This is a genomic window from Arthrobacter sp. NicSoilB8 (assembly GCF_019977355.1).
GTDB lineage: Bacteria > Actinomycetota > Actinomycetes > Actinomycetales > Micrococcaceae > Arthrobacter.
Genome location: NZ_AP024656.1, coordinates 1 through 23,339 on the forward strand (window position 1 = coordinate 1; position 23,339 = coordinate 23,339).

General features: G+C 62.2%; 23 protein-coding genes. 14 read left to right on the forward strand and 9 right to left on the reverse strand.

The genetic code is table 11. The features are described from left to right. Positions 1-417: a hypothetical protein gene (locus tag LDO15_RS22235; protein WP_223987955.1), complete on the forward strand. Its 417-nt coding sequence runs from the start codon at positions 1-3 to the stop codon at positions 415-417. A gap of 562 nt (positions 418-979) precedes the next feature. On the opposite strand, the gene LDO15_RS22240 is transcribed toward LDO15_RS22235, so the two are convergent. Beyond that, positions 980-2,221: a UPF0158 family protein gene (locus LDO15_RS22240; protein WP_223987957.1), complete on the reverse strand. Its 1,242-nt coding sequence runs from the start codon at positions 2,219-2,221 to the stop codon at positions 980-982. Between the two features lie 219 nt (positions 2,222-2,440). Further along, positions 2,441-3,379, reverse strand: a complete 939-nt coding sequence (locus LDO15_RS22245) for a hypothetical protein (RefSeq protein ID WP_223987959.1) — start codon at positions 3,377-3,379, stop codon at positions 2,441-2,443. Positions 3,380-3,725: 346 nt separating this feature from the next. Between LDO15_RS22245 and LDO15_RS22250 the strand changes: the two genes are divergently transcribed. The 3 genes from LDO15_RS22250 to LDO15_RS22260 all read left to right on the forward strand — a co-directional run bounded on the left by LDO15_RS22250 (position 3,726) and on the right by LDO15_RS22260 (position 7,098). Beyond that, positions 3,726-3,914, forward strand: a complete 189-nt coding sequence (locus LDO15_RS22250; protein WP_223987961.1) for a hypothetical protein — start codon at positions 3,726-3,728, stop codon at positions 3,912-3,914. Between the two features lie 103 nt (positions 3,915-4,017). Continuing rightward, positions 4,018-4,311 carry a 4-fold beta flower protein gene (locus tag LDO15_RS22255; RefSeq protein WP_223987963.1) on the forward strand — a complete coding sequence of 98 codons (294 nt, stop codon included), beginning with the start codon at positions 4,018-4,020 and terminating at the stop codon, positions 4,309-4,311. A gap of 171 nt (positions 4,312-4,482) precedes the next feature. After that, positions 4,483-7,098, forward strand: coding sequence for a DEAD/DEAH box helicase (locus tag LDO15_RS22260; RefSeq protein ID WP_223987965.1), 2,616 nt, complete (start codon positions 4,483-4,485; stop codon positions 7,096-7,098). Between the two features lie 1,613 nt (positions 7,099-8,711). On the opposite strand, the gene LDO15_RS22265 is transcribed toward LDO15_RS22260, so the two are convergent. After that, positions 8,712-9,856 (reverse strand): IS3 family transposase gene (locus LDO15_RS22265; protein ID WP_223979232.1). Its coding sequence is split into 2 segments (ribosomal slippage): positions 8,712-9,583 and positions 9,583-9,856, totalling 1,146 coding nucleotides; the frame shifts between segments, so codons are not numbered across the junction. 662 nt (positions 9,857-10,518) lie between these two features. Continuing rightward, entirely contained in the window at positions 10,519-11,067 is a 549-nt protein-coding gene (locus LDO15_RS22270) for a recombinase family protein (protein ID WP_223987968.1), read from the reverse strand. A 142-nt stretch (positions 11,068-11,209) separates the two neighbouring features. On the opposite strand from LDO15_RS22270, the gene LDO15_RS23430 reads away from it, so the two are divergent. The 4 genes from LDO15_RS23430 (at position 11,210) to LDO15_RS22285 (ending at position 14,242) form a co-directional block, all read left to right on the forward strand. Continuing rightward, positions 11,210-11,335 (forward strand): hypothetical protein, encoded by a 126-nt coding sequence (locus LDO15_RS23430; RefSeq protein WP_263428417.1) that lies wholly within the window; start codon positions 11,210-11,212, stop codon positions 11,333-11,335. 187 nt (positions 11,336-11,522) lie between these two features. Then, positions 11,523-11,861, forward strand: a complete 339-nt coding sequence (locus tag LDO15_RS22275; protein WP_223987971.1) for a hypothetical protein — start codon at positions 11,523-11,525, stop codon at positions 11,859-11,861. Positions 11,862-12,572: 711 nt separating this feature from the next. Then, entirely contained in the window at positions 12,573-13,514 is a 942-nt protein-coding gene (locus LDO15_RS22280) for a ParA family protein (RefSeq protein WP_223987974.1), read from the forward strand. Beyond that, positions 13,511-14,242: a hypothetical protein gene (locus LDO15_RS22285; protein ID WP_223987976.1), complete on the forward strand. Its 732-nt coding sequence runs from the start codon at positions 13,511-13,513 to the stop codon at positions 14,240-14,242. The genes LDO15_RS22280 and LDO15_RS22285 overlap by 4 nt, the downstream gene beginning before the upstream one ends. A 126-nt stretch (positions 14,243-14,368) precedes the next feature. Here LDO15_RS22285 and LDO15_RS22290 read toward each other — a convergent pair whose 3' ends face one another. Beyond that, entirely contained in the window at positions 14,369-16,192 is a 1,824-nt protein-coding gene (locus LDO15_RS22290; RefSeq protein ID WP_223987979.1) for a helix-turn-helix domain-containing protein, read from the reverse strand. Between the two features lie 223 nt (positions 16,193-16,415). Next, positions 16,416-16,652 carry a hypothetical protein gene (locus tag LDO15_RS22295; RefSeq protein WP_223987982.1) on the reverse strand — a complete coding sequence of 79 codons (237 nt, stop codon included), beginning with the start codon at positions 16,650-16,652 and terminating at the stop codon, positions 16,416-16,418. 109 nt (positions 16,653-16,761) lie between these two features. Between LDO15_RS22295 and LDO15_RS22300 the strand changes: the two genes are divergently transcribed. Then, positions 16,762-17,286 (forward strand): hypothetical protein, encoded by a 525-nt coding sequence (locus LDO15_RS22300; RefSeq protein WP_223987984.1) that lies wholly within the window; start codon positions 16,762-16,764, stop codon positions 17,284-17,286. 28 nt (positions 17,287-17,314) lie between these two features. On the opposite strand, the gene LDO15_RS22305 is transcribed toward LDO15_RS22300, so the two are convergent. From LDO15_RS22305 to LDO15_RS22315, 3 genes are read right to left on the reverse strand one after another with little or no spacing between them, the layout of a single operon-like run. Then, positions 17,315-17,623, reverse strand: a complete 309-nt coding sequence (locus LDO15_RS22305) for a hypothetical protein (protein ID WP_223987986.1) — start codon at positions 17,621-17,623, stop codon at positions 17,315-17,317. A 12-nt stretch (positions 17,624-17,635) separates the two neighbouring features. After that, positions 17,636-18,400 (reverse strand): hypothetical protein, encoded by a 765-nt coding sequence (locus LDO15_RS22310; RefSeq protein WP_223987988.1) that lies wholly within the window; start codon positions 18,398-18,400, stop codon positions 17,636-17,638. Next, on the reverse strand, positions 18,397-18,990 hold the full coding sequence (locus LDO15_RS22315; RefSeq protein WP_223987990.1) for a hypothetical protein: 594 nt from the start codon (positions 18,988-18,990) through the stop codon (positions 18,397-18,399). The genes LDO15_RS22310 and LDO15_RS22315 overlap by 4 nt, the downstream gene beginning before the upstream one ends. A 353-nt stretch (positions 18,991-19,343) precedes the next feature. On the opposite strand from LDO15_RS22315, the gene LDO15_RS22320 reads away from it, so the two are divergent. Genes LDO15_RS22320 through LDO15_RS22340 form a run of 5 tightly spaced genes read left to right on the forward strand, consistent with a single transcriptional unit; the run spans position 19,344 to position 23,325 of the window. Further along, a complete protein-coding gene (locus LDO15_RS22320) occupies positions 19,344-20,411 on the forward strand; it encodes a CHAP domain-containing protein (RefSeq protein ID WP_223988183.1) in 1,068 nt (355 codons plus the stop codon). Then, on the forward strand, positions 20,408-20,923 hold the full coding sequence (locus LDO15_RS22325; protein ID WP_223987992.1) for a hypothetical protein: 516 nt from the start codon (positions 20,408-20,410) through the stop codon (positions 20,921-20,923). Before LDO15_RS22320 ends, LDO15_RS22325 begins: the two co-directional genes overlap by 4 nt. Before the next feature lie 41 nt (positions 20,924-20,964). Further along, positions 20,965-22,395, forward strand: coding sequence for a chromosome partitioning protein ParA (locus tag LDO15_RS22330; RefSeq protein ID WP_223987994.1), 1,431 nt, complete (start codon positions 20,965-20,967; stop codon positions 22,393-22,395). Positions 22,396-22,429: 34 nt separating this feature from the next. After that, positions 22,430-23,044, forward strand: a complete 615-nt coding sequence (locus tag LDO15_RS22335) for a DUF6668 family protein (RefSeq protein ID WP_223987996.1) — start codon at positions 22,430-22,432, stop codon at positions 23,042-23,044. An 11-nt stretch (positions 23,045-23,055) separates the two neighbouring features. Next, on the forward strand, positions 23,056-23,325 hold the full coding sequence (locus LDO15_RS22340; RefSeq protein ID WP_091254934.1) for a TrbC/VirB2 family protein: 270 nt from the start codon (positions 23,056-23,058) through the stop codon (positions 23,323-23,325). Positions 23,326-23,339 lie beyond the last annotated feature (14 nt).

A 23,339-nucleotide genomic window follows, 5' to 3' on the forward strand; every position in this document is an offset into this window, starting at 1 on the left:
ATGCCACTGCTGAAAGAACTTCAGGACAAGGTCCGCGCCACCCACCTACTGGTTCGCCCGGCCGAAGAATGGAACAAGCTCTCCGAGAAAGTTCAGCAGGCCTGGGCCAGCGGGGACGAGCAGCAACTCGAAACGGCCCGGAGGTTCCACCTCATCGCGTGGGCATCCGTCGCCCGGAACATCCTCGCCGATCCTTTCGAGGGCGTCGGCATCACCACCACCCCGGCCAGCACCGACTGGGGCATCGCAACCCTGACCACCAGCAGGCGCAGCTGCCAACCACAACTAACCCGATCGGACACCGCCGATCCCAGCACCGGCACCCAGCCCCGATTGCGGAGCTTCGAAGAAGTCATGACCGACTACGACGCCTGCCTCGACTACCTCGCCGGCATCCCATCCCCGCCCCAGGGCTAACTGCAAAACAAGCCGGTCCGCACTCGCGGGCCCTGACAACAGACAGCAAGTCAAAGAAACAATAAGGAAACCCGAGCCGGGGCGTCGGCACAATTCGTCCACGGGGTCACAAAGGCTGCCGACACTGCGATGCGCGGTGCGACGATGACCGCAGCGGAGGTCATACGACCCTCTAAAACCCAGGCCTACAGCCCACGATTTACCGTCCCAAAAAACAACAGTCTTTCGAGACACGGACGTCACGTCCCGGAGGATCGAAGGAACCGGCGTCGGGCCCGGCCGCCCGTGTCTTGGAAAGCTGTCTCACCGTGAATCGTCTCAGGCACGTGCCGGCCGGGGGTTTCTGAGGCACCATGGCCGGGTGAGACATCTCGGGTACATGTCATTTTCCGAAGCCGTCCGCACGAAATGTCCAAAGTCGTCGGCGCGCCCACTACTTCTCCGTGAGGGGGAGCCTGCACTGGGACGCTCGATCCCACGATCGGCCTACTCCGTTGTTCCACGGTTGAGGGTATGAGGCGGCCGGCACGGTATTGCGCCGGCGCTGACCGGCCCCGGATCGTCAGCCCACGCGGATGCCATTCTCAGCGAGGAACTCGCGGGCACGGCCCATCTGGCGGTCGGTGGAGAAGGCATACCACTGGTCGCTAAGGTTCTCGCCGTGGACCAGGTCGCGGAACCGGAAGAAGGCACCTTTGCCCTCGATCGCCCGCTCCAGCCGCTCCCGGAGGGCCTCATCATGCTGCCGCCCGGCGAAGGCCGCCATGTCCTCCCAGCCGTTGCGCGAACCGGTGCGGTCGAGCCGAAGCCAACGCTCCGGCTCCTCCTCCACGTCGATGGCCGAGCCCTCCCCGACCATCATCGGGTCAGTGGCGGCCTCGTCGTACACCTGCCCGGTGCGCAGGTCGAGATAGCCACCGGTCGACAGCTCGGGATCCCCTTCCAACACGGTGCTGAGCATGTCCAGGTCTACCGGCACCACGCGGCCCGTCAGCGGCACACGGCGCAGACCGGCCAGCAGGTCCTCGGCCAGCAGCCGGTCCCCTGTGCCGCCGCGCCACGTCAGCCGGTTGATGACCGACAGTGCCACCGGCTCGGCTTCCCGGCGTCTCCGCTCCAGCGCCATCGGTATGCCGGCCCCCACCTGTTGCAGAGCATCATCGATATCGCGTCCCGTCACCGCCGCGAGGAAGCGAGCCGCATCTGTTGCCGCGATGGCTTCACGCAGCTCGGACAGGTCGAGCCCGGGCACCTGCACCCGTGCGGGCCAGGCGTGCAGCAGCATCGGGTGCAGCCGGTCCGGTTTCCGTGGCGCCCGGCTCTCCCCGTCGTCGGTAGCCCACCGGCGCCCGTACTGGTCCGGGATGCTGCCCCAGCCCCAGTACGGCAGGGGGGCATCAGGGCGGATACCCAATACCTCCAGCGGGTCGACCTTCACCTCCCCGACCACGCATCGGTGCATCCAGGCGTCACCGAGGTCGAACGTGAACTGAAACTCAGCCCCCTGCTCCACCGTCCGGGCGACCTTGGCAGCAGCGATGTCGATTGGTGCGATGATCGGGCCGCGGATCGACGAGGCCATTTCGGATCCCGTCTCTTCATCAGTGATTACCCGGCCGTCGGCGAGGGTGAACATTGACAGGTGTGAGCGGTCCCATCGGGCGAAGGCATCGTTGATGGCATTGGCGAGGTCCATGAAGGTGTGCGACGGTCCGACCGCGAAGATGCGCCCGGGCCATGGCCACAGCTCCTCGCCACGACCACTGAGCAATTCCACCGTCACCGACAACCAAGTTCGTGCCATACCCCAAGAATGGCACGTGCCGCGGCGCTGCCGTAGCCGCGTTACTGCAGGGCCCCGGCACCAGCATCCCGCAGGAGGACGCTGTTCCGAGAGACGGATGAGCGAAAACCTTTGCACGCGCTTGCATGCGCGGTGATGGCCTGCGATCCGGCTCCAAAGCAGCCCCCTGCTATCACGTCTGAGGATCCTTCAACGGCCGTGTTTGCAGCTTGCCGTTGATCACCCGAAGGCGCCGGAGAGCGCCAGCGTAGTGATTGTTTCTACCGCACCAGTGACGGCTGCGCTGACGGCCGGAGCGCCAATCACTGCGGCGATGGCGTTTAGTTTGCCTGCTTTCTTCACCACGTCGCCGGTATTCGGCGTTTCCTGCTGGGTTGCTGCCCGGAGTTCCTCGACCGCCGCAATCAGTTCAGATCGGTTCTCGTCGTCAGCTACTCCCTTTGCCGTGGACTGAACGACGTCGAGCAGCCTGATCGCGTCGTCGACACTCAACCCCTCGGCCTTGGCTTTTGCCTTCGAACCGATGGCAGTAGGACCGTTTGCGGTCTGAATCGTGGTGTTGTATTGCGTACCGATGTGCTGGCCCACGGCTGCGTCCACAGCTTGTTTTCTTGGCAACTCCGTCAGCGGAGTCTCTGCAGTCAGGTCGGCAACGACGTCGACGAGTTGCGTTCTGATCTGACCCAAAACCCCTGTGAGCATCGACCCGGGAAGTGAGTAAGACATGCTCAGGATCTGCTGGAATGGGCCAAGCTCATCGTTCCAAATGGTCTGAGCATAGGCCAGGCCCGTGCTGGAAAAGGAGATCGACGAGCTCCCGGCGAGACTTTCCAGCTCTTCGATGGGCTGACGGAGTGGAAATGACTCCGGCACGCCCTTCTGGGCCTCTACGGGCAATTGCAGCCGATTGAACGTCTGACCTTTGGCCCAGGTATTCCCACTAATTGAGCTCACCGTTATCGGTGGCGAGGGCAGCACCCGGTAGCTGGGGACTTCAGCGTCGTCGTCATATCCGGAGAGCTCGTATCTTGCCCATTGCCTCAATGACTCAGAGCCGGTTTCGGCACCGAGCAGCAAGCACTTGCGCAGGAGCCCTGCCAGAGGTTCTGATTCGTCCAGGATTTGCTCCCTCAAGGAGCCGAGCAGAGTGTTGGTCATTTGAAGTCCTTCAACGTGAAGCCCTGTTGCATACCAAGCGAATCTACCGGCCATCTCCGACATCAGGGGGACAGGTGCCCGAACCGTCCCGTTAGCCGGTCCCCCACCGCAACACGTTTGAGAAGCTCCCCCATCGCGAAACTTCTATGCAGATGCTGGGCTTCAGACCTCGCGTATACGCCGCCCGCAAAACTGTCCCGCTTAGGTCGTCCAACCGCTACAGCTTTTCCGCCCACTCGACCGGCCCATCCGAACCCGAAGCGGTGTCTTGAGACAGCTGTGGTGTTCTTGACCCTCGATCCTGAAACTAGGATGACTAGGCTGCGGGCAAGGGAAGAGGAGCAGGGTGCTGGAGCTAACCAAGACTGGCGGCCTCGACGAAGCAGCTCTCGAGGAGTTCATGTCCTGGGTGCGGGGATATGACGACCCCGACTTCGCTGGTCGGAATCGCAGCCGCCATGAACAATGGCTGGCAATGCTCTCCTGTTCCATACTCCGTCTCGACAACTCTGGGCCGGTCGACGAATTGGTTTAGGCAATTACGGGATAGACCAGGGCCCGGCCGGAGGACGTAGCCGGTAGTTTTTGAAGCCCGCAGATCGCCATTAGATGTCGCAGGTGACGTTTAGAGTCTGTTCATGACTAACTACATCTATGCCACTTCGGGCAAAGCAGTCGGCTTCATACGAGGTCGATTTGTTCACTCACTTAACGGGAAGGCCATCGGCCAACTCAACGGAACCAACGTGCACCGCCTTAGTGGTCAGTACGTCGGAGAGCTCCACAATGACCAAGTGGTGGACAAACACCTGGGCAGCTTCGGGAACATCGGAAATCCAGGGAACCCAGGGAATCCCGGCAACCCTGGGAATCCAGGAAACCGGGGTAACCAGGGCTGTCCCTACCGGGATGTCTTCGACAAACTCCTCTAGTCGTCAAGTAACGCAGCATGCGGACCAGGTGCCCATTCGCCATCGCCGGGGCTCGTCACAATCGGCTGGTAGTCGTTTTGCTGGTCAGAAATCATCGATGTGGGAGTGGTCAGGAGGAAACACTTGAACTAAGTGTCCGACCGACTGCGTTTTGTGCGACAAACTGTCTGCATGGCCTTCAAAACGAGAAAAACTGCGAGCGAACCACCCTCAAGCCCTGAGCAGTTATTCCTGAAAAGTAGAACGGCATCAAGCACGCCAGATTCTCTTTGGCCCCATCAGGCCCAAATTTTCCAGACATGGCATGCGAGTCACTCCGGCGCCAGGGATGTTGCGATCGAGCTACCCACGGGCGCAGGCAAGACCCTGATTGGGGGATTTATCGGGGAGTTTCAACGACAAGCCAACAAGAAGCGTGTCGTGTATCTGTGCCCGACGAGGCAACTCGCGAGGCAGTGTCACGAGCGCCTTGAAAGCTACGGCATTTCTGCTGTCCTTCTCATTGGGCAGGTTAGTGACTGGAACCCTGCCGATAGAGCACGATACTCATCCGGTGAGGCTATCGCTGTCTCGGTCTATTCACATGTATTCAATAGCAACCCCGCCTTGGACAATTCCGAATACATGATCCTCGATGACGCTCACGCGGCGGAAGGGTACGTCTCCAAGCCTTGGTCAATCGTTCTCGATCGCAAAGAATCGGCCTACATGGAGGTCCTGTCAGCCCTCAGCGACGCACTTGATCCCTTAGTTGTAAACCGACTGAAGCAGGACAGCCCCGCCGGTCAATTCGCATCCGATACATATCTAGCTTCCCCACTCGGCGTCACCGCGGCCGCCGGCGACTTGGAGAGGATACTCAAGTCGGCCCAAGTGCCTGCAGACATGAGTTCAGATTCCCATTACGCTCTGCGACTGATGCAAGGACACCTGGGGCGTTGCTTGGTATATGCATCGTACCGACAGATCCAGATCCGCCCCTTCATACCTCCCACCCACTCTCACATGGCTTTCGACGCGCCTCAACAGCGGTTGTACATGAGCGCCACCCTTGGCGAAGGCGGCGAGCTCGAAAGAAGCTTCGGTCGACAGAGAATCTCAAGGATTCCTTCGCCTAAGGAATGGGAAACCAAGGGCACTGGACGCCGATTTTTCATGTTCCCTGAACTAACTACCGACCTGTCCAAAAACAAAGCAGGAACCTCGCCATGGGTTTCAAATCTCATAAAACAAGCGGGTAGAGCTATCGTTCTGACTCCGGACTCCCGGAGTGCTGACGATTTTGAGGATTGGATCGGCGGAGACCATAAGGTATTCCACGCAACTGACATCGAAGACGATCTGTCAGCCTTCACGGACGAGTCCAACGCCGTGCTGGTTCTGACCAACCGCTACGACGGAATAGACCTGCCTGATGACGACTGCCGGCTCGTGATCCTGTTCGGACTGCCATCAAGAGGCGACCTGCAGGAAAGGTTCCTCGCTGGCGCCCTGGGCGCCATGGATGTACTCCAAGAACGGATACGCTCACGAATAGTCCAAGGAGCGGGCCGTGCAACGCGAAACTCGGCCGACTATGCCGGCGTTGTGATGCTCGGTGATGATCTGAGTTCTTTTTGCACGCGCAAGGACGTCTTGAATGCGATGAGGCCAGAAGTCAATGCTGAGGTCTCTTTTGGTCTGGACAACAGCTTGGGGTTCGAATCGGATGAGATGACCGAAAACTTCCAGACGTTTCTCGCCCAAGGCGACGCCTGGCAGGAGGTTGAGGAAGACCTTGCGGAGCGGCGATCCGAAGCCGAGCGGGCCTATCCCCCAGGAACGCATGAACTTAGTGCAGCGGCGCGTGAGGAGGTAGCGGCCTACCACGCACTTTGGCAAGGGGAGCTGGACAGGACGCTGGATCACGCTCGGCGCGTTCTGGATGGACTCACGGGGGGCAGAGCACCTCAACGATACGCGGCGCTTTGGAACTATTTGGCTGCTTGTTGGGCTCTCCTCCATTCAAGAAATGGAGGAGAGGAAACCTTGAAAGAGTCCAGTAGGGCCTACTTCCTTGCAGCACGCTCGTCAGGCCGTGGGACTCTATGGCTTTCCCACATGGCAGCGCCTTCTGAAAGAAACCTCTTCCAGGCTCCTTCGACCAACGAGGTGGATCCGCTTGACGCGGCGGCGGCGCAACGAATAGTTGAAGTGTTGCCCAAGATCGGGAAGCCAAGCTCGTTTGACGATGAGGTAACGCGCATGAGGGGGCAGTTGCTCGCCACCGAGGCTACTCCCTATGAGGAAGCACTCGTTTTCCTTGGTTCCCTCCTAGGCGCGAATAGCTCCGGAAACGGCGGTGCAACTGCAGCGCCGGACGCGAGTTGGGTTTTCGATTCGCACTCCTGGATTGGATGGGAAGCAAAGAGCGAAGCCGAACCCAGCGGCGAGCTCGGTCCGGTGGATGTGCGACAGGCCGGCTCACATCTTCGTTACATTGCCAATGAGCGTCAGGAAGCTATCCCCAGTCAATCGCTGACGTTCACAATGACCCCACAAGAACGCATCCATCCAGCTTCCAGAGCCGTCGCTGAAGATCACGTATTCCTCGTACGCCCTCACCAAGTAGTAGAGCTCTTCGACGCGATCGTGGCAGCTTGGCGCAAGATTCGCTCTCGGGGGCTCCGCGTCGTCGGCCCCGATGATGTCGTTGCTGCCCTTACCGAGGCCGATGCGCTGCCGTCCACGCGGATACGCCGTCTTGCAACCGAACCGTTGAGTGCCCAAATTGAGCCGAGTGTGTAAGTAGCACCCGCGAAGGTCTTTTCGAGTGTCGGACGCAACGCCGAAGAGCCGGCACTTATGGTGCCGGCTCTTCCTGGTTTCCCTCTGCAAAGGAATCTGTGGTTCAGCTTAGCCGAACGGTTTGTGGTGCTGCCACGGCCTGGGGGACCCCGTTTTCCCTGGTCCCGCGGGTGGTGGTCAGCCGGTCGCGTTGCCGCTGTTAATGGCGGTCCGTCGCCGGTGAGTGGCTGCTGTGGTTCGCCCTGGGCGACGGACCAGGAGACACGGACCTCTCACGGCAACCCCGTCATTCTGTCACCAAGTGCTGTGAATTCATCGCCAAATAGCGAACCGCCCCCGCGGACATCAACGCATCAACCTGGGAGCCCAATGACTGCCCCAGTGCTGAACCTCGCATAGCCGATCACGTTGCTGACACCGGATTGCCGCCCAGGGTGGTGGAGGTACGGCCTGGGCGAAGCCCGATTGGCTGACCTTTATGGGCCCTCCAACGAAGAATCCCCTCCAAACCGTCGCGATCTGGAGGGGCTCCCTTCGCTAGCTAGCGGTCGGTCTCCCACGTTCCGGTCGAGGCGCTGTATGTAGCGGTGAACGGATGCGGGTGGGCCGGCGATCCCCAGTGGAACCGCTCTTCGCCATCTTCGAATTCGTGTGCAGAACGTTGCGCGATGCCCACTACTTATTACCCCTTGCCTTCTGAGCCAGTGCACTAGCCGCCGCCGTTTTGGCGGGCTTAGTGGACCGCGGGTTCCTGAGTACGTTACTAGCGGCGGTGGCAGCCTTGCTGCCGGTTTGTTTGGCGTTTTTAGCCATGGTCAGTTGTTCCTTGCTGTCGTGATTGATCAGACGAGGCAAGGTCATCGGCGGCGAGCGACCGCCGATGACCGGCCTTGAGTCAGGCGCTTAGCGCCGAACCGGGGAGATACGGATGGTCCGCTTGATGCGGATCCGTACTGCGCGAGTAGCCATGTGGCTAGCTCCTTCCCGGGATCACCGGACACAAGACATGGAACGATGTCAAGATTGACAGTTTGTTAGAACCGCTCGTACTCTGTTGTGACGTTCTGGTAGAAGGAACGAAAAAACAACACAACACATATCTTGGGCCTTGACGCAAACGATCTGATTGCGTGGGCGTTGATCCCTATTTATTTGTTCAAAGCGCATGCCCGGTTACCGCCGGTCGTGCGCTTTGTCGTTAAGCCACCCATCGGGAGTGGTCCAACTCCTTACAGTCTACTTGCCAGCTCCGACACTGTTCGGCCGGTGGCACGCTGAAACTGTATGTCGATACTACATGTAGTGCAAGAGCCTCACGCGGACCCCAAGATGATGTATTACACGTATGTCATTTAACCCACCCGTAATCCACAGGAAGGGGTCCTCCAAATGTCCGGATTTCCGCCATTTCGGCGCACGGAATCCACACCCTGTGGAGTAGTGAGCCACATTAATCACTCCCGCGTGTCGCACCGCAGACGGCGTGTCGTCCTGGGAATATCCGTTTCGAAACTGCCAAGCGGCTATTCTTCGGCCCCCGAACGTGGGTCGGTTCGTGTCAATCCGGTTTCGGGACTGCCCCGGAATTCGTTGACTCTCGGGGTTTGGTGTCGCTAGGCGGCTTTGAGGCCGCTATTGATTGTCTCAAACTCGACCGGTGTTAGCCGTCCGAGGCGCCGCTGGCGGCGTTTCCGGTGGTACGTTTTCTCGATCCACGTCACGATGGCCAGGCGCAGGTCCGCCCTTGTGGACCATCGCTGGCTGTCCAGCACGTTCTTCTGCAGGAGCGAGAAGAAGGATTCCATGGCGGCGTTATCGGCGCACGCGCCGACCCGTCCCATCGATCCTGTGAGCCGGTTGCCCTTCAACGTCCGCACGAAGGCGTTTGAGCGGAATTGGGAGCCGCGGTCACTATGGATCACGGTTCCCTCCGGCTCCCGGAGCGCTATTGCGTTGTGCAGGGCCGAGACTGCCAGGGACGCCTTCATCCGGGAATCGATGGAGTAACCCACGATCCGGTTGGAGTAGACGTCTTTGATGGCGCACAGGTAGAGCTTGCCCTCGTCGGTCCGGTGCTCGGTGATGTCCGTGAGCCACAGCCGATCCGGTGCCGTTGCTGTGAAGTCCCGCCGGACGTGGTCATCGTGCACGGGCGGGCCGGCCTTGCGGGTCAGGCCGCGCTTCTTGGCGAAGACAGACCAGATCCGCTGGCTGCTGCACAGCCGTGCGACCCGGTTCTCTCCGGCGCTGAAACCCTGGTCTTCGAGCTCGTCGGCGATAAACCGGTACCCGAACCCCGGATCGTCCCGGTGGACGTCCACCGCCGCGTTGATCAGGTGGGCATCTGACCAGTCGCGCTCGGAGACGGGACTTCTCTTCCATTCGTAGAAGGCCTGTTTGGAGAAACCCAGCACCCGGCAGGCCACCGCGACGGGAATTCCGTCCGCGGCAAGGTCAAGGACCAGCGGAAACTTCATTTTGGGGGCAGCTCCCGGGCGAAGAAGGCCGCTGCCCGGCGCAGAATCTCGTTCTCCTGCTCCAGCAGCCGGATCCGCTTCCTGGCATCCCTGAGTTCTGCCGCTTCCTTCTCCGTCACTCCGGGGCGGACGCCGTCCTCGACGTCGGCTTTCTTGAGCCAGTTGTGCAGGGTCGCTTCGGAAATCCCGAAGTCTTTAGCGATCTGTGAGATCGGGGCTTCGTGCTTGCGTGCCACGGCGACCACGTCACGGCGGAACTCAGCGGGGAAAGGCTTGGGCATGTGAACATCCTTGCTGCAAGGACTGAATCCTCACAAGTCAGGAGTCAACAAAACCGGGGGCAGTCCCTTCCTGTCGAACGCGTCCGAATAAGGAACTTTTGTGGCCTTCCTCGAGCAGATGAAAATCCGTCTTTGAATCTGGGGCTGATTGGCTGGTTTATCCCTTTGTCTCCGAGCAGGTCTGGAAAAGTTTTGATGCTTTGAACAGCGAACTCTTCTTCGGTGCGGCACACTTCAGACAGTTGTATGAAGTGGTCTACTCAAACCTCATTTGGATTTTGCCGGACTGCGAAGTCGTTCCGGACAGGGAGAACATCGGCTGGCGCGGAGTCTGGACATGCGGTTGGCATGGCCAGCTCTGGGAGCGCGTCCCGTCGCCGGCCGCCGCGGTCGGAGAACTACGTATGCCTCGTAAGCGAGTGGCGGAGCCTTCGGGTCCATGGCAGGAGGAGCGGAATTCCTCGAAGCCCAGGCCCTCCAGCGTTTTGCGGTCCATATTTGATTTCATCGCCGCTCGGGGAATACCGATGGCAAGTACGTGCAGCAGGAGTGAGACAGCGATCCTCCTCGAAAACGAAGGCCCTACGGTTTGAGCATCGCCCCTTCCTCGACATGACCGCCGTCCATGTCATCGCCGGGTTGTCGAGACCGCTCGGTGTTGCCTAAATAAGGTATCGGTAGACCGTGGCGCGGGAGACTCCGAGCATCTTGCCAATGTCGGAGGCACTGATTCCTTTTCCTTTGAGTTCTTTGGCCCTGGCAGCGGCAGCGTCGTCTATTTTGCGGGGCCTTCCCCCGTGGCGGTTGTTGGCTGCGGCCGCGGCGAGTCCCGCCCTGGTGCGTTCGATCATCGTGTCCCGCTCCAGCTGCGCGAAAGCGGCCATGATCGTCAGCATGGCCGTACCCATGGGCCCGGTGGTGTCCAGTCCTTCGGTCAGAGAGCGGAAGCCTGCTCCCTGTTCCCGGATGTTCTCGATGACGTCTAGGACGTGCCGGGTGTTGCGTCCCAAACGGTCGAGCTTCCACACGATGAGCACATCGCCGGCCTCCAGCCGATCCAGGGCTCTCGACAACTGTGGGCGTTCGACCGTGGATCCGCTGACTCCATCGTCGGCAAATATCCGGACTGCACCGGCGGCCTTGAGTGCTGTGAGCTGCAGATCAAGGCTTTGTTCTGCGGTGGAAACCCTCGCGTACCCGATCAAGGCCATCGCCGACCCCAATATTCTCTTAATCCTGAACACTTGGCCGTTATGAGACTACCTGTTCTTGGACGGCATTTCGAGACGACCAGGTGTCCGTATCGCGGGGGCTTTCGAAGCCCATGGCTGAACGACCAGGCTGTCTCAGCAATTGATCGTTGTCGAGACGAACGGAAACCGCGTTGGGCCCATCATGCGATGCTTCACTACCCGCGCCCTGGAGATCCAGACCACCAACGGCGCCATCGCCCAGCGGGACTGGAGTACTGAGGAGTAGACCAAGCAGGGGGCCATGCACTCCTGCTCCCAGGCCGCTGTCCGCTTCGCCGAAGGACTCTCGGCCGGGGTGCCCCTCATCCCCGAGGGTGACATCGATTACCACAGTGAGCGTTTCACCCGTCTTCTGGTCGGAGGCGAAACGAACGTCAACACGATCATCGGCGAGACCTTCGGCGAGGGTCCTGGTGAGCCCGGCACAGGACCGCGTCAACGGCCGCCGACCCGAAGGCGTTCGCCTGCCCGAGCATTCGGACGCTGTGGTGGCCCTCTCCCCCGCCGCCCAGCGGATGAGGTCAAATCCCTGCGCCCGCAACCAGCAGTTGACCCGGGAGCGGCAGGGGGAAGTCCTTGACGCGCAGCGGGACGAACTCCCTTCAGAGATCCGCCACGCCGCCACGGCATCGGCTGCCATCCAGATGCTCAATGTGCCTCCCCAGGCAGCCACCCTCAGCGAACGCAGAGACGGTGCCGAGGTCACCTTCTTCGAGGCCGTAGACGCAGACGGTAACACCATCGTCAGCTAAAAAAAGACCTCGGCGACTGGGACAACCCCTGTAAAAGGACCGATCTTTCCGGGCCGCGACCCGACGCTCCGAGGAACGCCTCCGGGCCTCCGAGTTGCCACTGGAGAGCTGGGTCGTCATCGGCATCAACGACGCCATCAGGAAGGCGGCCGCACGCCTGGGTTAATTAGAAACGCTCCCCTGACGCGGCGCCGCTTCGCCGATAGCATGGAGCGTGTCCACTGGCACGCCGGCGGGCGAGAACCCCTGTGTGCGCTATGGCTTGGACACCTGCGATTCGATCAATGGAACTTCATGCCATAAGCCATGCCATAAGTCACGTAGGGCGATTCACCGTACGTCGGGTAGACCGTCAGGCACTGAGGCCAATGGCTCGTGCTGCCGTATCTCTCACATCACGCCTAATGATGAATAACGCATTAAATGTCATTGACCGGACAGCTTGATAGAACGCACGTCGTCCTATATGACAACTCGTGGAAAATCCGGTGAGGGCATAAACATGAGTTCCCACGTGACCACATGCGGCACCTAACGCATGGCGTCAAGCACCGCGTCCAACGGTCTGTACGACGTGCCGTCCAGTTACCCACCCGACAGGACGCATTGTGAGGCCACTTATGCGTGTCACTGCCATCAATCACGCGGTAGTGCACATAGCGTTAAAGGCAGGAGCACCCGCCACCCACCATGTAGGAGAGTCACCGGCCGATGGCACGATCACTGCAAGCCCCAGTACCCCCGAAAACCCACGAAACACGGGCAATTGACCGGGTCGTTTCCCTGGCGAACGGCAAAGGGGGAGTGGGGAAGACCACGACTGCAGCCAACGTCGGCGGGTACGCGGCGCTGGCTGGCTCCCGCGTCCTGATGGTGGATCTGGACCCGCAGGGTGACCTGGCTCGTGACCTCGGCTATGAACGTCAGAGCGGCCGGGAACTGTTCCAGGCACTCATCGCCGGGACCGCGCCGATGATCCTCCGGAACGTCCGGGAGAACCTTGATGTCATCCCCGGCGGGCAGGACCTCGAGGACATCCAGGGCATCATGCTTTCCCGCTCCAGCCGTTCCGATGCCGGTGACTTCGGCGACATGCTTTACGCCGTCCTGGCGCCGCTGGCGGACGACTACGACCTGATCCTGATCGACACCCCGCCGGGGGAACGGATCCTCGTGGAGGGTGCCTTCGCCATCTCAAGTGCGGTCGTCATACCCACCCGCTCCGACGACGCAAGTATCGACGGTGTAGAGCGCATCGCACGCCGCTTCATGGCCGTCCGGGACCGGAACCCGAACCTGCAGCTGGCCGGCATCGTCCTCTTCGGTGTCGGACCGCGTTCGCTTCGCCTGGAACGAAGCGTCCGCGACACCCTGGAGGAGATGCTGGGTACCGTCGCACCGGTCTTCGAGACCCGGATCCGGAACCTGGAAAGCGCCAGCGCCGATGCTCGCCGCAAGGGCCTGCTGTTCCACGAGCTGGAGGGCGCAGTCACTGACGCCCAGAAGAAGCGCCTCAAGGCACTGCGGGCGGGGGAGAAGCCGGCTGACGGGTTCTTCTCGCGCAACGCCGGGGGACTGGCTGAAGAATACGAGCAGCTGACCGGGGAGATCCTGGCCCGATTGAACGAGATCGAGAGCGGGAACCAGGCATGAGCGGCCGCCAGAGCCTTGCCGGGGCGTTCGCGCCCGTCGCACCCGCCCGCGGGGTTGGACTGCAGGGGCTGCTGCCTCCGAAGCGGAGGAGAGGCACCCAAGCGCCGGAAGCAACAACCCACGACGAGTCCGTCGAAAGCCCCGTCCCGGAGCCCATTCAGGCACCGCCCGCCGCCGCACCCAAGCCCGAGGGGGAGCAAGCGCCTACAGTCGAGCTGGCTCCCCCTGAATTGGGGGAGCGGGACGAGCCGGAGCCGGCGTCAAAGCCAGCCGCCGCCCCGAAGGCCGCACCGCGGCAGCTGGCAGCCAAGAAGGCCGCTGCAGTACAGAAACCAGCACCAATGCATAAGGCATCCGAGACGGTGCCAGGGGCGCTGCGCAACGTCGGCGTATACCTGCCGCCGCAGCTGCTGGCCGAGGTCAAGGATGCGGTCTACCAGGGCCGAACCACATATGCCGACCTCCTCATTGATGCCTTTGACACTCTGACCGACGAGCAGATCGCGGCGGAATTCACTGCAGACACGGAGCTGACCAGCTCGGGCATGCCTCGGCGCGCACCCCGAAAGAGGGGAGAGGCCGGCATTCAGATCCAGTTGCGCCTCGACGGGCTGCAGGTTGCCTGGCTGGATGGGAAGGTCACCGAGTTCGACGCCCCGTCACGGAGCGCGCTCGTCTCGGCCGTCTTCAAACTCCACACCCAAGCGGGTCCAGCAGCGGGGGAGTGAGGATACACGTCAAGCAGGACTTCCGCCCTCACTTATGGCATGACTTATGGCATGAAAATGTGAGCTGCAGGAAGTCGGTCCTGCGGTGGGGAGTAGCTGCCCAAGGGCAGACCTTCGGCGTTGGACCTACCCGGCTCTGCTGAACGCGATGTCCGCCAGAGCCCAGTCATCCGGCGGACCCTCGAAGGCCTCCCATGGGTAGTCCTCCCCGGGCGAGAGGAGCTCGGCGACGGTGTTGACGTTGTGGGCAAGCCATTCGCGCCAGATGATCCGCTCGATCCGGTGCCGCTGCACCTGCGCGGCGACGGCTTCGAGAACACCGAGGTGTTCGGCGAGCTGCCTCAGCGACGTCGTTGCCACCACCGACCAGGACTTGCCGGCGTTCCGTGCCACCAGGTTCCAAGCGGCGAGTATTTCCAAGGCTTCGTTGACCGCTGAGCGGGAGAGCCGGGTGACCCGGACGAGTTCGGTGATCGGCAGTGCGGGGGAGTGCTCCAGGGCTTCGTAGACGAACGCGGCCGGCAGACCCAATTCCCTGAATGCCGGGCGGAGGGCGTGGATTTTCCCTTTCCGCCAGGACCCGTCCTCGGCCGCGGTCTTGAGCGCTTCGGGGACGCTGAGCATGTACAGATCGCCCTTTGTCCCGCGGGCTTCCTCAACCAGGGTGATGAGGGGATCCTTCTCCGCCCGGAGGGCCTTCAAATGCAGGGCCACCGTGGTGTGATCGAGACCTGTGGCCACGGCAATGGACCGGACCCCGAATTCGATGAACCGGGATGCCGTCATGTGGGCCGCCTCCCCCAGTGACCTCAGCACCATTCTTCGTGCCATCCCTATCCGGGATTCCGTGTAGTTCACCTCCCTGATTCGTAGCGCATTCCGCCAGGTCCGAATGAACCGATGCTCTGCATCGGGATTCGAGTTTTGGTTCAAGCCCTTCAGTGCCGGGGGCTGTGTATTTGGCTGGCTTGTGGGGGATCTACGGACATTGTTATTCCCGTCCCCGTTTGAGGGGTTTTTGCTCAGGTAGGCCACCGCATTGATCCAGTCACGACGCAGGGCCGGGACACGGTGACGGGAGGCATACCGGGCATAGAAGGAGGCGAGCCCTGGCCAGGTCCCCTGCATCATCCGGCGTTCGACGTCCACGAGCTGGAGGCCGGCTGCCGCGGCCCCGGTGACAATCGCCTGGCGGGCATCCGAATCGGAGGCGTACCGGTTCGAGTCGTAGAGCCCGGTCTGCGCCATCAACTGAATGACCCTAGATATCCGCCCCGCCGGAGGCGTGATCGCCGGCGCATCCTCGGCCACAGGAGTGAAGGTCGTCTCGAGCCGCAGCGCCCGGACCGCGTTGATCTCCCCCGCCAGGTCAGCGTTCATGGCCGCCCAGATGCCAGCGGAGTTGGGCCGCCGGGCGACGTCGTAGGCCATGGACAAGCTCATCGCGAGTTCCTGGTGGCCGCCGCGCTTGTGCGGGGACCCGGGTGTGCGCATGCAGCCATGGAGAAGGTTTTGGTGCGGGGTCTTGTCCAGGGTCCGGTACCGGGTGCCCAGCGCCTCGACAAGATCACGCGCTTCAGAAAAGGTGACCCGCTGCGCCAGCGGGATGTAAACGTGGCGGCCCCCGTTAGGTGAGTAGTCCTCAATCCAGCGGGCACCGACCGAGTGCAGCCAGGTCTGAACGGCCCGGACATCAGCCAGCACCCAGTCGACGCCGGCTACCGAGGAGTCGAAGTCAAGGAATATCGCGGCGCACGTTCCGTCTTTTCCGAAGATCCGGACGGCAGCAGGGAATGTGGGCAGCGCCTCAGTGAGAGCCCGCTCGTGCTTCTGCGGGTAGGTCTTTCCGGCGTCCCTGGAGAGCCGAACACGCGGCTGACCTGCGAGGATAGGCGCCAAAGCAGCCCACGCGTCAGCGGGCGAGTATGCCGAGTAAGAGTTGCGCGACACGCCAACGGTAGGTATAGCTGGCGGCGCACATGATTGTCCATGTACGATGAGTTTGTTCCTGTTCAGGGAATAGCAAAGGGCCGATCCTGCCAGATCGGTTTCATAGCAAAACTGAAGGACCTGAGAAGGTCCATCTACGATTTACGAACTGTCTCGCCGGCAAGCAAATCCAGTTCGTGAATCAGAAGCTTCGAAGGCCCGCCTAGTGCGGGCCTTCAACTTTTTAAGAGGCTAATGCGATGGGGAGCTCCTGCTGGTACTCGTGCTGATCAAGTGCCGCCAGGTCAGACTGCAGCTGTGGTTCCACTGCCGACAGGACGTACTCAGATACGGTTAGGCCTTTGGCTGCTGCGACCTTAGCAATGCCGTCAGCGGTGCATTCCGGGCTTCGGAAGCCAATAAATTTGCGCAGGCCCTTGCTGGGACGCCCGCCGCCTCGATTAACTGCTACTGCCGTCATGTGCTTAGTCCTTTGAATCTCGTACCGGAGCCGTAGAGCCGGTAGTGCTTCATCGTTCGTTGGTGCTGCAGCTGCTTCCGGATAGAAACGAATCCTTCATGCGGCTGTCTTGAAGCTACCACCACGGAATTACAAGTTCGGGTATTTGTTTTCTGAAAACGGGCGCGTGTCGCGTTTTCTGAAAACGATTGACTTCGGTGCCGGGCCGCCGACGATGGAGCTGCGCCGCACACAAACGGGCATGAATGCATCAACCCGACCCTGCGTCGACAGACGCCCCGACCACGAACAACGACTTCGTGCCCACCGTCTCGGTGAGTTCGGCTTCGCCGGCCACATGTCCGCCGAAGAGATCCCCCAGGTCACCGCCGAGCTGAACGCTTCGCCAGCCTTCCGGGATGAAAACATTACCGCCGTTGCCGACAGTGTCCATTACGACACGGCCGGACGCCTCATCAGCGACGCCCTGGCGGTAGACGAAAGCATCGTCCACCTGACCCGGCTCGGGCACGAGGACCAAGCCGCCGCCCTCCGCCGCGTGCTGGCCAAGGACAGCCAGCCGGCCCAGGCGACTTGGGCCCGTTCTCTGCTGGCCGGCCATTGCTCCAATATCTCACAAAATGAGAAAAATTGAAATTTGGCACTAATCGAGTAAATCTAGCTCAGCGCTTCCAGGCCCGGCGGACCATGGCGTCTACGGCCTCAGCGTCGTCAGAGGAGCTGAGGCCAGAGTTAAAAACGCCCCGGAATAGGTCCCGGGTTGCCAAGAAGGACCTGAAGTACTGTCCGCGGCGGTCGATTCGTCGAGCCTGCACGCCAAGGAATTTAGCTGCTTCCCGTCGATTCATTCCGGAGACGATGCAGATTTTCACTGCTTGGAAGATGACCCTGTAGGCAGCTTCGTCTTCTTTGTGGACCTTGGTGAGGACGCGTTTGACGGCCAGCTGGGCGTCTTGCGGCGTCGGATTCATGAGGCAGCCTTTCTAGTCGATCAAGAGAGCCGAGCGAAGCTCGGTCTGCGCTCTGCGGTTCTTCCGGGCATAGGCGAAGAGTGCCAGGCCTATTACCACGAAGGCCGTGGAGATGTAGGAGACAATCATGAAGAGGTAGGTGACGTCGCCGGTCGCGCTCAACTCGACCGGATAGGTGAAGGCGCGCATCAGTGACAGCGTAAAGCCGGAAGCAATAAGCCCGGACGCGAGCCGGCCGACCCGTAGGGGATTCTTACGGGAGTCCTTGTAAGCAGGCCTGATGAGGGGGGCGACGATGTAGGCGACGTAGGCCAGCACGAGCCACGTATTCAGGCGCACGCTCGGTTGTGCAGCGTAATCCAGCAGCTGCGGGGACGGATTCGGGGCGTCGGTCGCCAGCAGGGTCCCAAGTAGGCCCGTGGCGATGATTCCCAGCGTAGTCGCCCCTGGCACCCCGACAGTCCACCGACGAGCGAAAGGTGAGCCGTAGGCAATGCTGAGGTGGCCGCCCAGGAATGCAACGGCGACGAGGGCAAAGTATTTAGATATCAGGTCCGTGCCATTGGTCAGCGGCATGAGCGACTCCATACCCATGTAAACCGGGGGCAGGAGCAGCAGATAGGCCAGGGTCAGGAAAATACCCGAAAGGGCGATGCTGCTGGCTCTTCCCTGCAGTGCGTGCTGGTGTCCCAGCACAGGGGTATTGATGCGCTTGAACGTCAGGCTGCCCAGGAGAATGAGCATCAGGCTTACCGGGACGACGGTGAGCGGGCTCATCCCAGGAGTTCCGTCATTCTCTCCGCGTATTCGCGGGCTTCCTTCCGCTGCTTCACACGCCTCTGCAGGAGATGAATGCGCGCAGAAATGGCCTCGACCAAAACATCGTCAGAAACTTCAAGCAGCTCATCCTCGCGTGCCCGGATCTGCCACCCGCCCTCGGCCGGAGTGATCAATTCAGTCACCACAAGGCCGGTCGCGTACGAGGTTCCACCGGCCCGGGACGCCGCAATGGCCAGATAGGGATTGAGCTTGTTCTCGGTGAGCTGAGTAGCGATATAGGTGAGTGCCATGCCCGTTTCCTCGGACATTTTCTGGCGGATGTCTCCTGGGTCGATGGAGTCGATCCAGGCCCGGACAGAGCCGTCATGGGGAAAGGCAATGAGGTCGATTCCCTTGCGCATCTCACGGGGATAGTGCTTTCGAGAGGTGCGAAACTGCAGCTCAGCCATCAGGTCTGCGTGGTGGATCTGACTCAGGACCTCTGCGGCGGAGGGCTCTATGGGCCGGGATTTGATGACCTGGTACGGACTGAAGACGCTGAGGGCATCGATGACGTTCGTGTCGGTAGCCCGCGCAACGGCGATCACTGTGGACTCGGCAACATTTCCACGCCGGAGCTGATTGTTTAGAGTGCCCCGATTTATACCGGTCAACGCACTCAGCGCAGTCGGGGAAGGGCTGAGGGATCGCCCTTTCAACCATTCCCGAAATTCGGCGGCTGAGACGGGCACGGACACTCCTTAGACAAAAGGCACAGACAAGCACGGGCGATCAATACCTGCTACGTTTGAGCCAATAATTAAACAAGTCTTGATATTTCAAGATTTGTATTAGTTCTGCGTAGCTTCTGGGATCGAGTTTAGCCGGGGCCAGCCTACGAGACATGACCGCAAGGCAACACAGCACAGAAACGCAGGGGGAAGCCGTGAGCCCGTCCAGGATGCTCAGCACCGGTGCCGCCGTCGCAGCCCCCGTGCTGGTGCTCGGTCTGCTCTTCTCCCTGGTCCTGGTGCTGGCCCCCGCCAAACCTGCTGCGGCCGACTGCGGTCCGGCCATTTCGGTCGGTATCGATGGCAGCACCAAGGTTTATGGGTATACCCAGGAGCAGTTGAAGAACGTCGCCGCCATCATGGGTGCCGGCAAAACCCTGCACCTGTCGGCCAGGGGTCAGATGGTCAGCGTCTTGGTGGCCTTGGGGGAGTCGGGCCTGCGGGTGCTGGATACCGGCGACGGTGCCGGGCCCGATTCCCGGGGGTTGTTCCAGCAGCGCGGCAACGGCGCGTGGGGCTCATACACAGACCGCATGAACCCCACCATCAGCGCGACGAACTTCATCAAGGCCCTGCAGGCCGTGCCCGGCTGGGAGCTGTTGGAGCCGACCCTTGCCGGTAACAAGGTCCAGCGCAACACCGACCCCTACCACTACCGGAAGTACTGGCCCGAGGCCGTCAAACTCGTCCTGGCGCTCTCGACCTCGAAGCTCTCCCTGCAAGGCAGGGACTGCGCGCTCCCGGGACAATCCGGGGCGGGGGATGACTACCCGTGGAAAAACTCCCCGACCTGGTTGCAGGCCGGAGCGAACACCGCCAGCACCTCACCGCTGGGCATGTACTACCGCGAGTGCGTGGACTTCGCCCTGTGGCGGGTGAACCAGCAGATGGGCTCAACGGGAGCTCCGTTCAAGGTCCTCAACGGCACCTTCCGCCCGGACGGGCAGCAGCTGGGTTCCGCGGTGACGTGGAAGGCCGGCTGGGATGCCAAGGGCTGGCCCACCGGCAGCACCCCCCGGGTCGGTGCCGTTGTCTGGTACGCCCCCGGCGCCGGGGGAGCGGACTCGACCTTCGGCCACGTCGCCGTGGTGAAGGCCGTCAACGCTGACGGGACCTATCTGGAGGAGGGCTACAACGGCAACCCGGCCCCGGCGGACCACAGCTACTACGCCCGGACGGTGGCCAACACTGTCCCCTCCGCTTTCCTGTACCTGCCCACCCAAGAGGAGAAGAAGTGAAGAAGCCCTTGACCCTGCTCGCCGTGGCGCTGCTCTGCGTGTCCTGCGCACCGGTGGCGAACACGACGCCGGCACCGGCGGCATCAATTAGCAAGCCCACAGGGTCCGCGCCGGTCTCATTGAGCGCCAACAGCGGACCCCAGGCACCGGGCGGCACTATCCCCGCCACCATCGGCATTACTTGGGATCAGGCCAGCAAGGACGAGGCCATGGACGTCGCAGAGAACGCTATGACGGACTTCGCCCGCCCCGCCATGGGGGATATGCAGTGGGCCAATGACCTCGCCCGGTGGCTGACCCCGCAGGCCACCGCTGACTACTCGGCCGTGGACCCGGCCAACATCCCGGCCAGCCGCGTCACCGGCCCCGCCGCCCTCGCAGTCGATGAAGCCAACGGCTTCGGCGTCATGGCAGCGGTCCCCACCAACGCGGGAATCTACACCGTGCAACTGCTCCGCACCGGCAAGGACGCCCTGTGGAAGGTCAACCGGTTCACCCCGCCCTCGTCCTAACCGCCGCACCCTCCATCCCCACACACGTAAGGAAGAAGCTCATGGGTACTACACCAACCGAAGTCATGGCCTTTCCCAACATAAGGGCCATCGTCCGGGACAACGGCACCGCCGAGGTCGTCGTCGCGGGCAACTCCCGCATCGTCCCTGCCGGGGACTCCGTTCAGGAACTCCGCAACAGCGCCCTGGCCCTCATCGTGGGCGAGGCACAGACCCTCCAGCGCCCCGTCAGGGCTCGGATCGAAGATCCTGAGGGCCACGGTGAACTCATCGTCCACCCGGACAACAGGATCGAATCCGTGTCCTATGACCCCCGGCAGACCCGCCGCCGGGCAGAAGCCCCGGAAACCACACCGAAGGCAGCCGGGCCGGCTATCATCGAGACCGTCCCCGCACCGGAGCCCGTGGCCGCTCCTGCCACTGCATCACCGGTGGACGCCCAGCCGTGGCCACCGGCCCCCGCGACGGTCGCCCCGGAACCGCTGTCAGCTGCCGTTGTTGAGGAAGCCGCACCGACGCGGCGCAGCCTGAAGGAAACTTCGTTTCTGGTCAGCGCCCCGGTGCTGGAACCGGCCACGCAGGGCTGGCGGGGAACGCTCACGCGCCTGGGACTGCGGATGGATCCCTCGGAGGAAGAATTCGCGGAACGGGAGGATATCCGCACGGTGAGCCAGCACTGGCCAGGCCCGCGGACGATTGCCGTGGTCAACCGCAAGGGCGGGGCGAACAAGACCCCCACCGTGGTGATGCTCTCGGCAATCCTCGCCCGCTACAGCGGCGCCGCCACGGTCGCGTGGGACAACAACGAGTCCCAGGGCACGCTCGGGTGGCGGACGGAAAAGGGCTCCCACGACCGCAGCGTCCTGGACCTGATCGACGCCTCCACCGAACTGCTCTCCCCGTCCACAAACGCGGCCGAAATCGCCAAGTTCGTCCACCACCAGACCGCGGACAAGTTCGACGTCCTGCGCTCGGACGAAAACGAGGAAGGCGACCACGAAGTCACCGCCGATGAAGTCGACATTGCCCACCAGGTTCTCACCCGCTATTACCGTCTTGTGGTGATGGATTCGGGCAACACGGCCCGGGCCGCGAACTGGCGCCGGATGATCGATCACACCAACCAGCTCGTCGTCCCGGTCACCGCCATCGAAGACCGCGCAGAAGCCGCCAGACTGACGCTGCAGACGCTGGAATCCCGTGGGGGGCACGACGCGGAACTGGCCCGGGGCGCCGTCGTCATCGTCTCCGAGTCCACCGACGCCAAGCGCAGCATGAGCGGCGAGGCTCTGAAACGGGCGAAGGACGAGGCCCTGCGGATCGCTGACGGCTTCGCACCCTTCGTCCACGCCGTCGTCCGGATTCCTTACGACCCGGCCCTGGTCAATGGGCCCATCCGCTACGAAGCCCTCCAACCCGCCACCCAGCGGGCCTGGCTCGCGGCCGCGGCAGCCGTCGCCGCTGGCTTCTAAGCCACCCACCACCGGACTCTGAAAGGAGGCAACCATGCAACAGTCCCTGAACCCCTGGATCACCCGCCCGGCTCCAGCCGACGACGCGGACACGGCATCCCCGGAAGCGCACGTGCCGCCGCCGGCAGCCATCAATGCGCCGCTCAGGGGAATGGTCGAACCGGACGCCGCAGACCGGCTTGGCCGCTGCACCGTCCCAGGCTCCGCAGCACTGTGGGTCACCGGGACCCACGGTGGATCCGGCGAAAGCCGCATCGCCGACCTGATCGAAGGGGCGCGGACCACGGCTCACTGCTGGCCTGTCCTCCAGGACGGCGGCAAACCGCGGGTGCTGCTGGTTTGCCGTGCAGACATGCGGGGCCTGACAGCGGCCCGGAGCGCTCTGACCCAGTGGGCATCAGGGGCGGCACCCGATCTTGATCTGCTCGGCCTCGCCGTCCTGGCGGACGCCCCGGGCAAGACCCCCAAACCCTTGCGGGACTTCGCCACCATCGTCGGCGGGGGAGCGCCCCGGCTCTGGACGCTGACCTGGGTCGAAGCCTGGCGACACGGAGACTCCACGACCCTGCCGCCGGCCCGCGAGTACCAACGCTTCATCACTGACTTAGCCGCCCTGGCTGCCGACACCACACCAAGCATCACCAATTGAAAGGTCTCACCATGAACCCCTTCGCTGTACTTGACGGAAGCGTCATCCCCAACCCCACCCCGGTCGTCCCGGAACAGGCCAAAGGCCTACTGACTGTCCTGAACTGGGCCTCCGGCATCGGGCTGGTCCTCGGCGTCCTGGGCGTCATCATCGTCGGCATCGGCATGGTCATCCAGCTCCGCCGCGGCGAAGGCGGCGAGTCCATCGGCAAGCTCGGCTGGGTCCTGGCCGGCTGCATCATCATCACCGGCGCCTCCGGCATCGTCCGCGCCTTCGTCTAAACCCGCAACTACCG

Excerpts from the sequence above, each read along its gene's own strand:
- LDO15_RS22235 (WP_223987955.1), top strand. The coding sequence starts at position 1 with ATGCCACTGCTGAAAGAACTTCAGGACAAGGTCCGCGCCACCCACCTA.
- LDO15_RS22240 (WP_223987957.1), bottom strand. The coding sequence starts at position 2,221 with ATGGCACGAACTTGGTTGTCGGTGACGGTGGAATTGCTCAGTGGTCGT.
- LDO15_RS22245 (WP_223987959.1), bottom strand. The coding sequence starts at position 3,379 with ATGACCAACACTCTGCTCGGCTCCTTGAGGGAGCAAATCCTGGACGAA.
- LDO15_RS22255 (WP_223987963.1), top strand. The coding sequence starts at position 4,018 with ATGACTAACTACATCTATGCCACTTCGGGCAAAGCAGTCGGCTTCATA.
- LDO15_RS22260 (WP_223987965.1), top strand. The coding sequence starts at position 4,483 with ATGGCCTTCAAAACGAGAAAAACTGCGAGCGAACCACCCTCAAGCCCT.
- LDO15_RS22270 (WP_223987968.1), bottom strand. The coding sequence starts at position 11,067 with ATGGCCTTGATCGGGTACGCGAGGGTTTCCACCGCAGAACAAAGCCTT.
- LDO15_RS22280 (WP_223987974.1), top strand. The coding sequence starts at position 12,573 with ATGGCACGATCACTGCAAGCCCCAGTACCCCCGAAAACCCACGAAACA.
- LDO15_RS22285 (WP_223987976.1), top strand. The coding sequence starts at position 13,511 with ATGAGCGGCCGCCAGAGCCTTGCCGGGGCGTTCGCGCCCGTCGCACCC.
- LDO15_RS22295 (WP_223987982.1), bottom strand. The coding sequence starts at position 16,652 with ATGACGGCAGTAGCAGTTAATCGAGGCGGCGGGCGTCCCAGCAAGGGC.
- LDO15_RS22305 (WP_223987986.1), bottom strand. The coding sequence starts at position 17,623 with ATGAATCCGACGCCGCAAGACGCCCAGCTGGCCGTCAAACGCGTCCTC.
- LDO15_RS22310 (WP_223987988.1), bottom strand. The coding sequence starts at position 18,400 with ATGAGCCCGCTCACCGTCGTCCCGGTAAGCCTGATGCTCATTCTCCTG.
- LDO15_RS22320 (WP_223988183.1), top strand. The coding sequence starts at position 19,344 with ATGCTCAGCACCGGTGCCGCCGTCGCAGCCCCCGTGCTGGTGCTCGGT.
- LDO15_RS22330 (WP_223987994.1), top strand. The coding sequence starts at position 20,965 with ATGGGTACTACACCAACCGAAGTCATGGCCTTTCCCAACATAAGGGCC.
- LDO15_RS22335 (WP_223987996.1), top strand. The coding sequence starts at position 22,430 with ATGCAACAGTCCCTGAACCCCTGGATCACCCGCCCGGCTCCAGCCGAC.
- LDO15_RS22340 (WP_091254934.1), top strand. The coding sequence starts at position 23,056 with ATGAACCCCTTCGCTGTACTTGACGGAAGCGTCATCCCCAACCCCACC.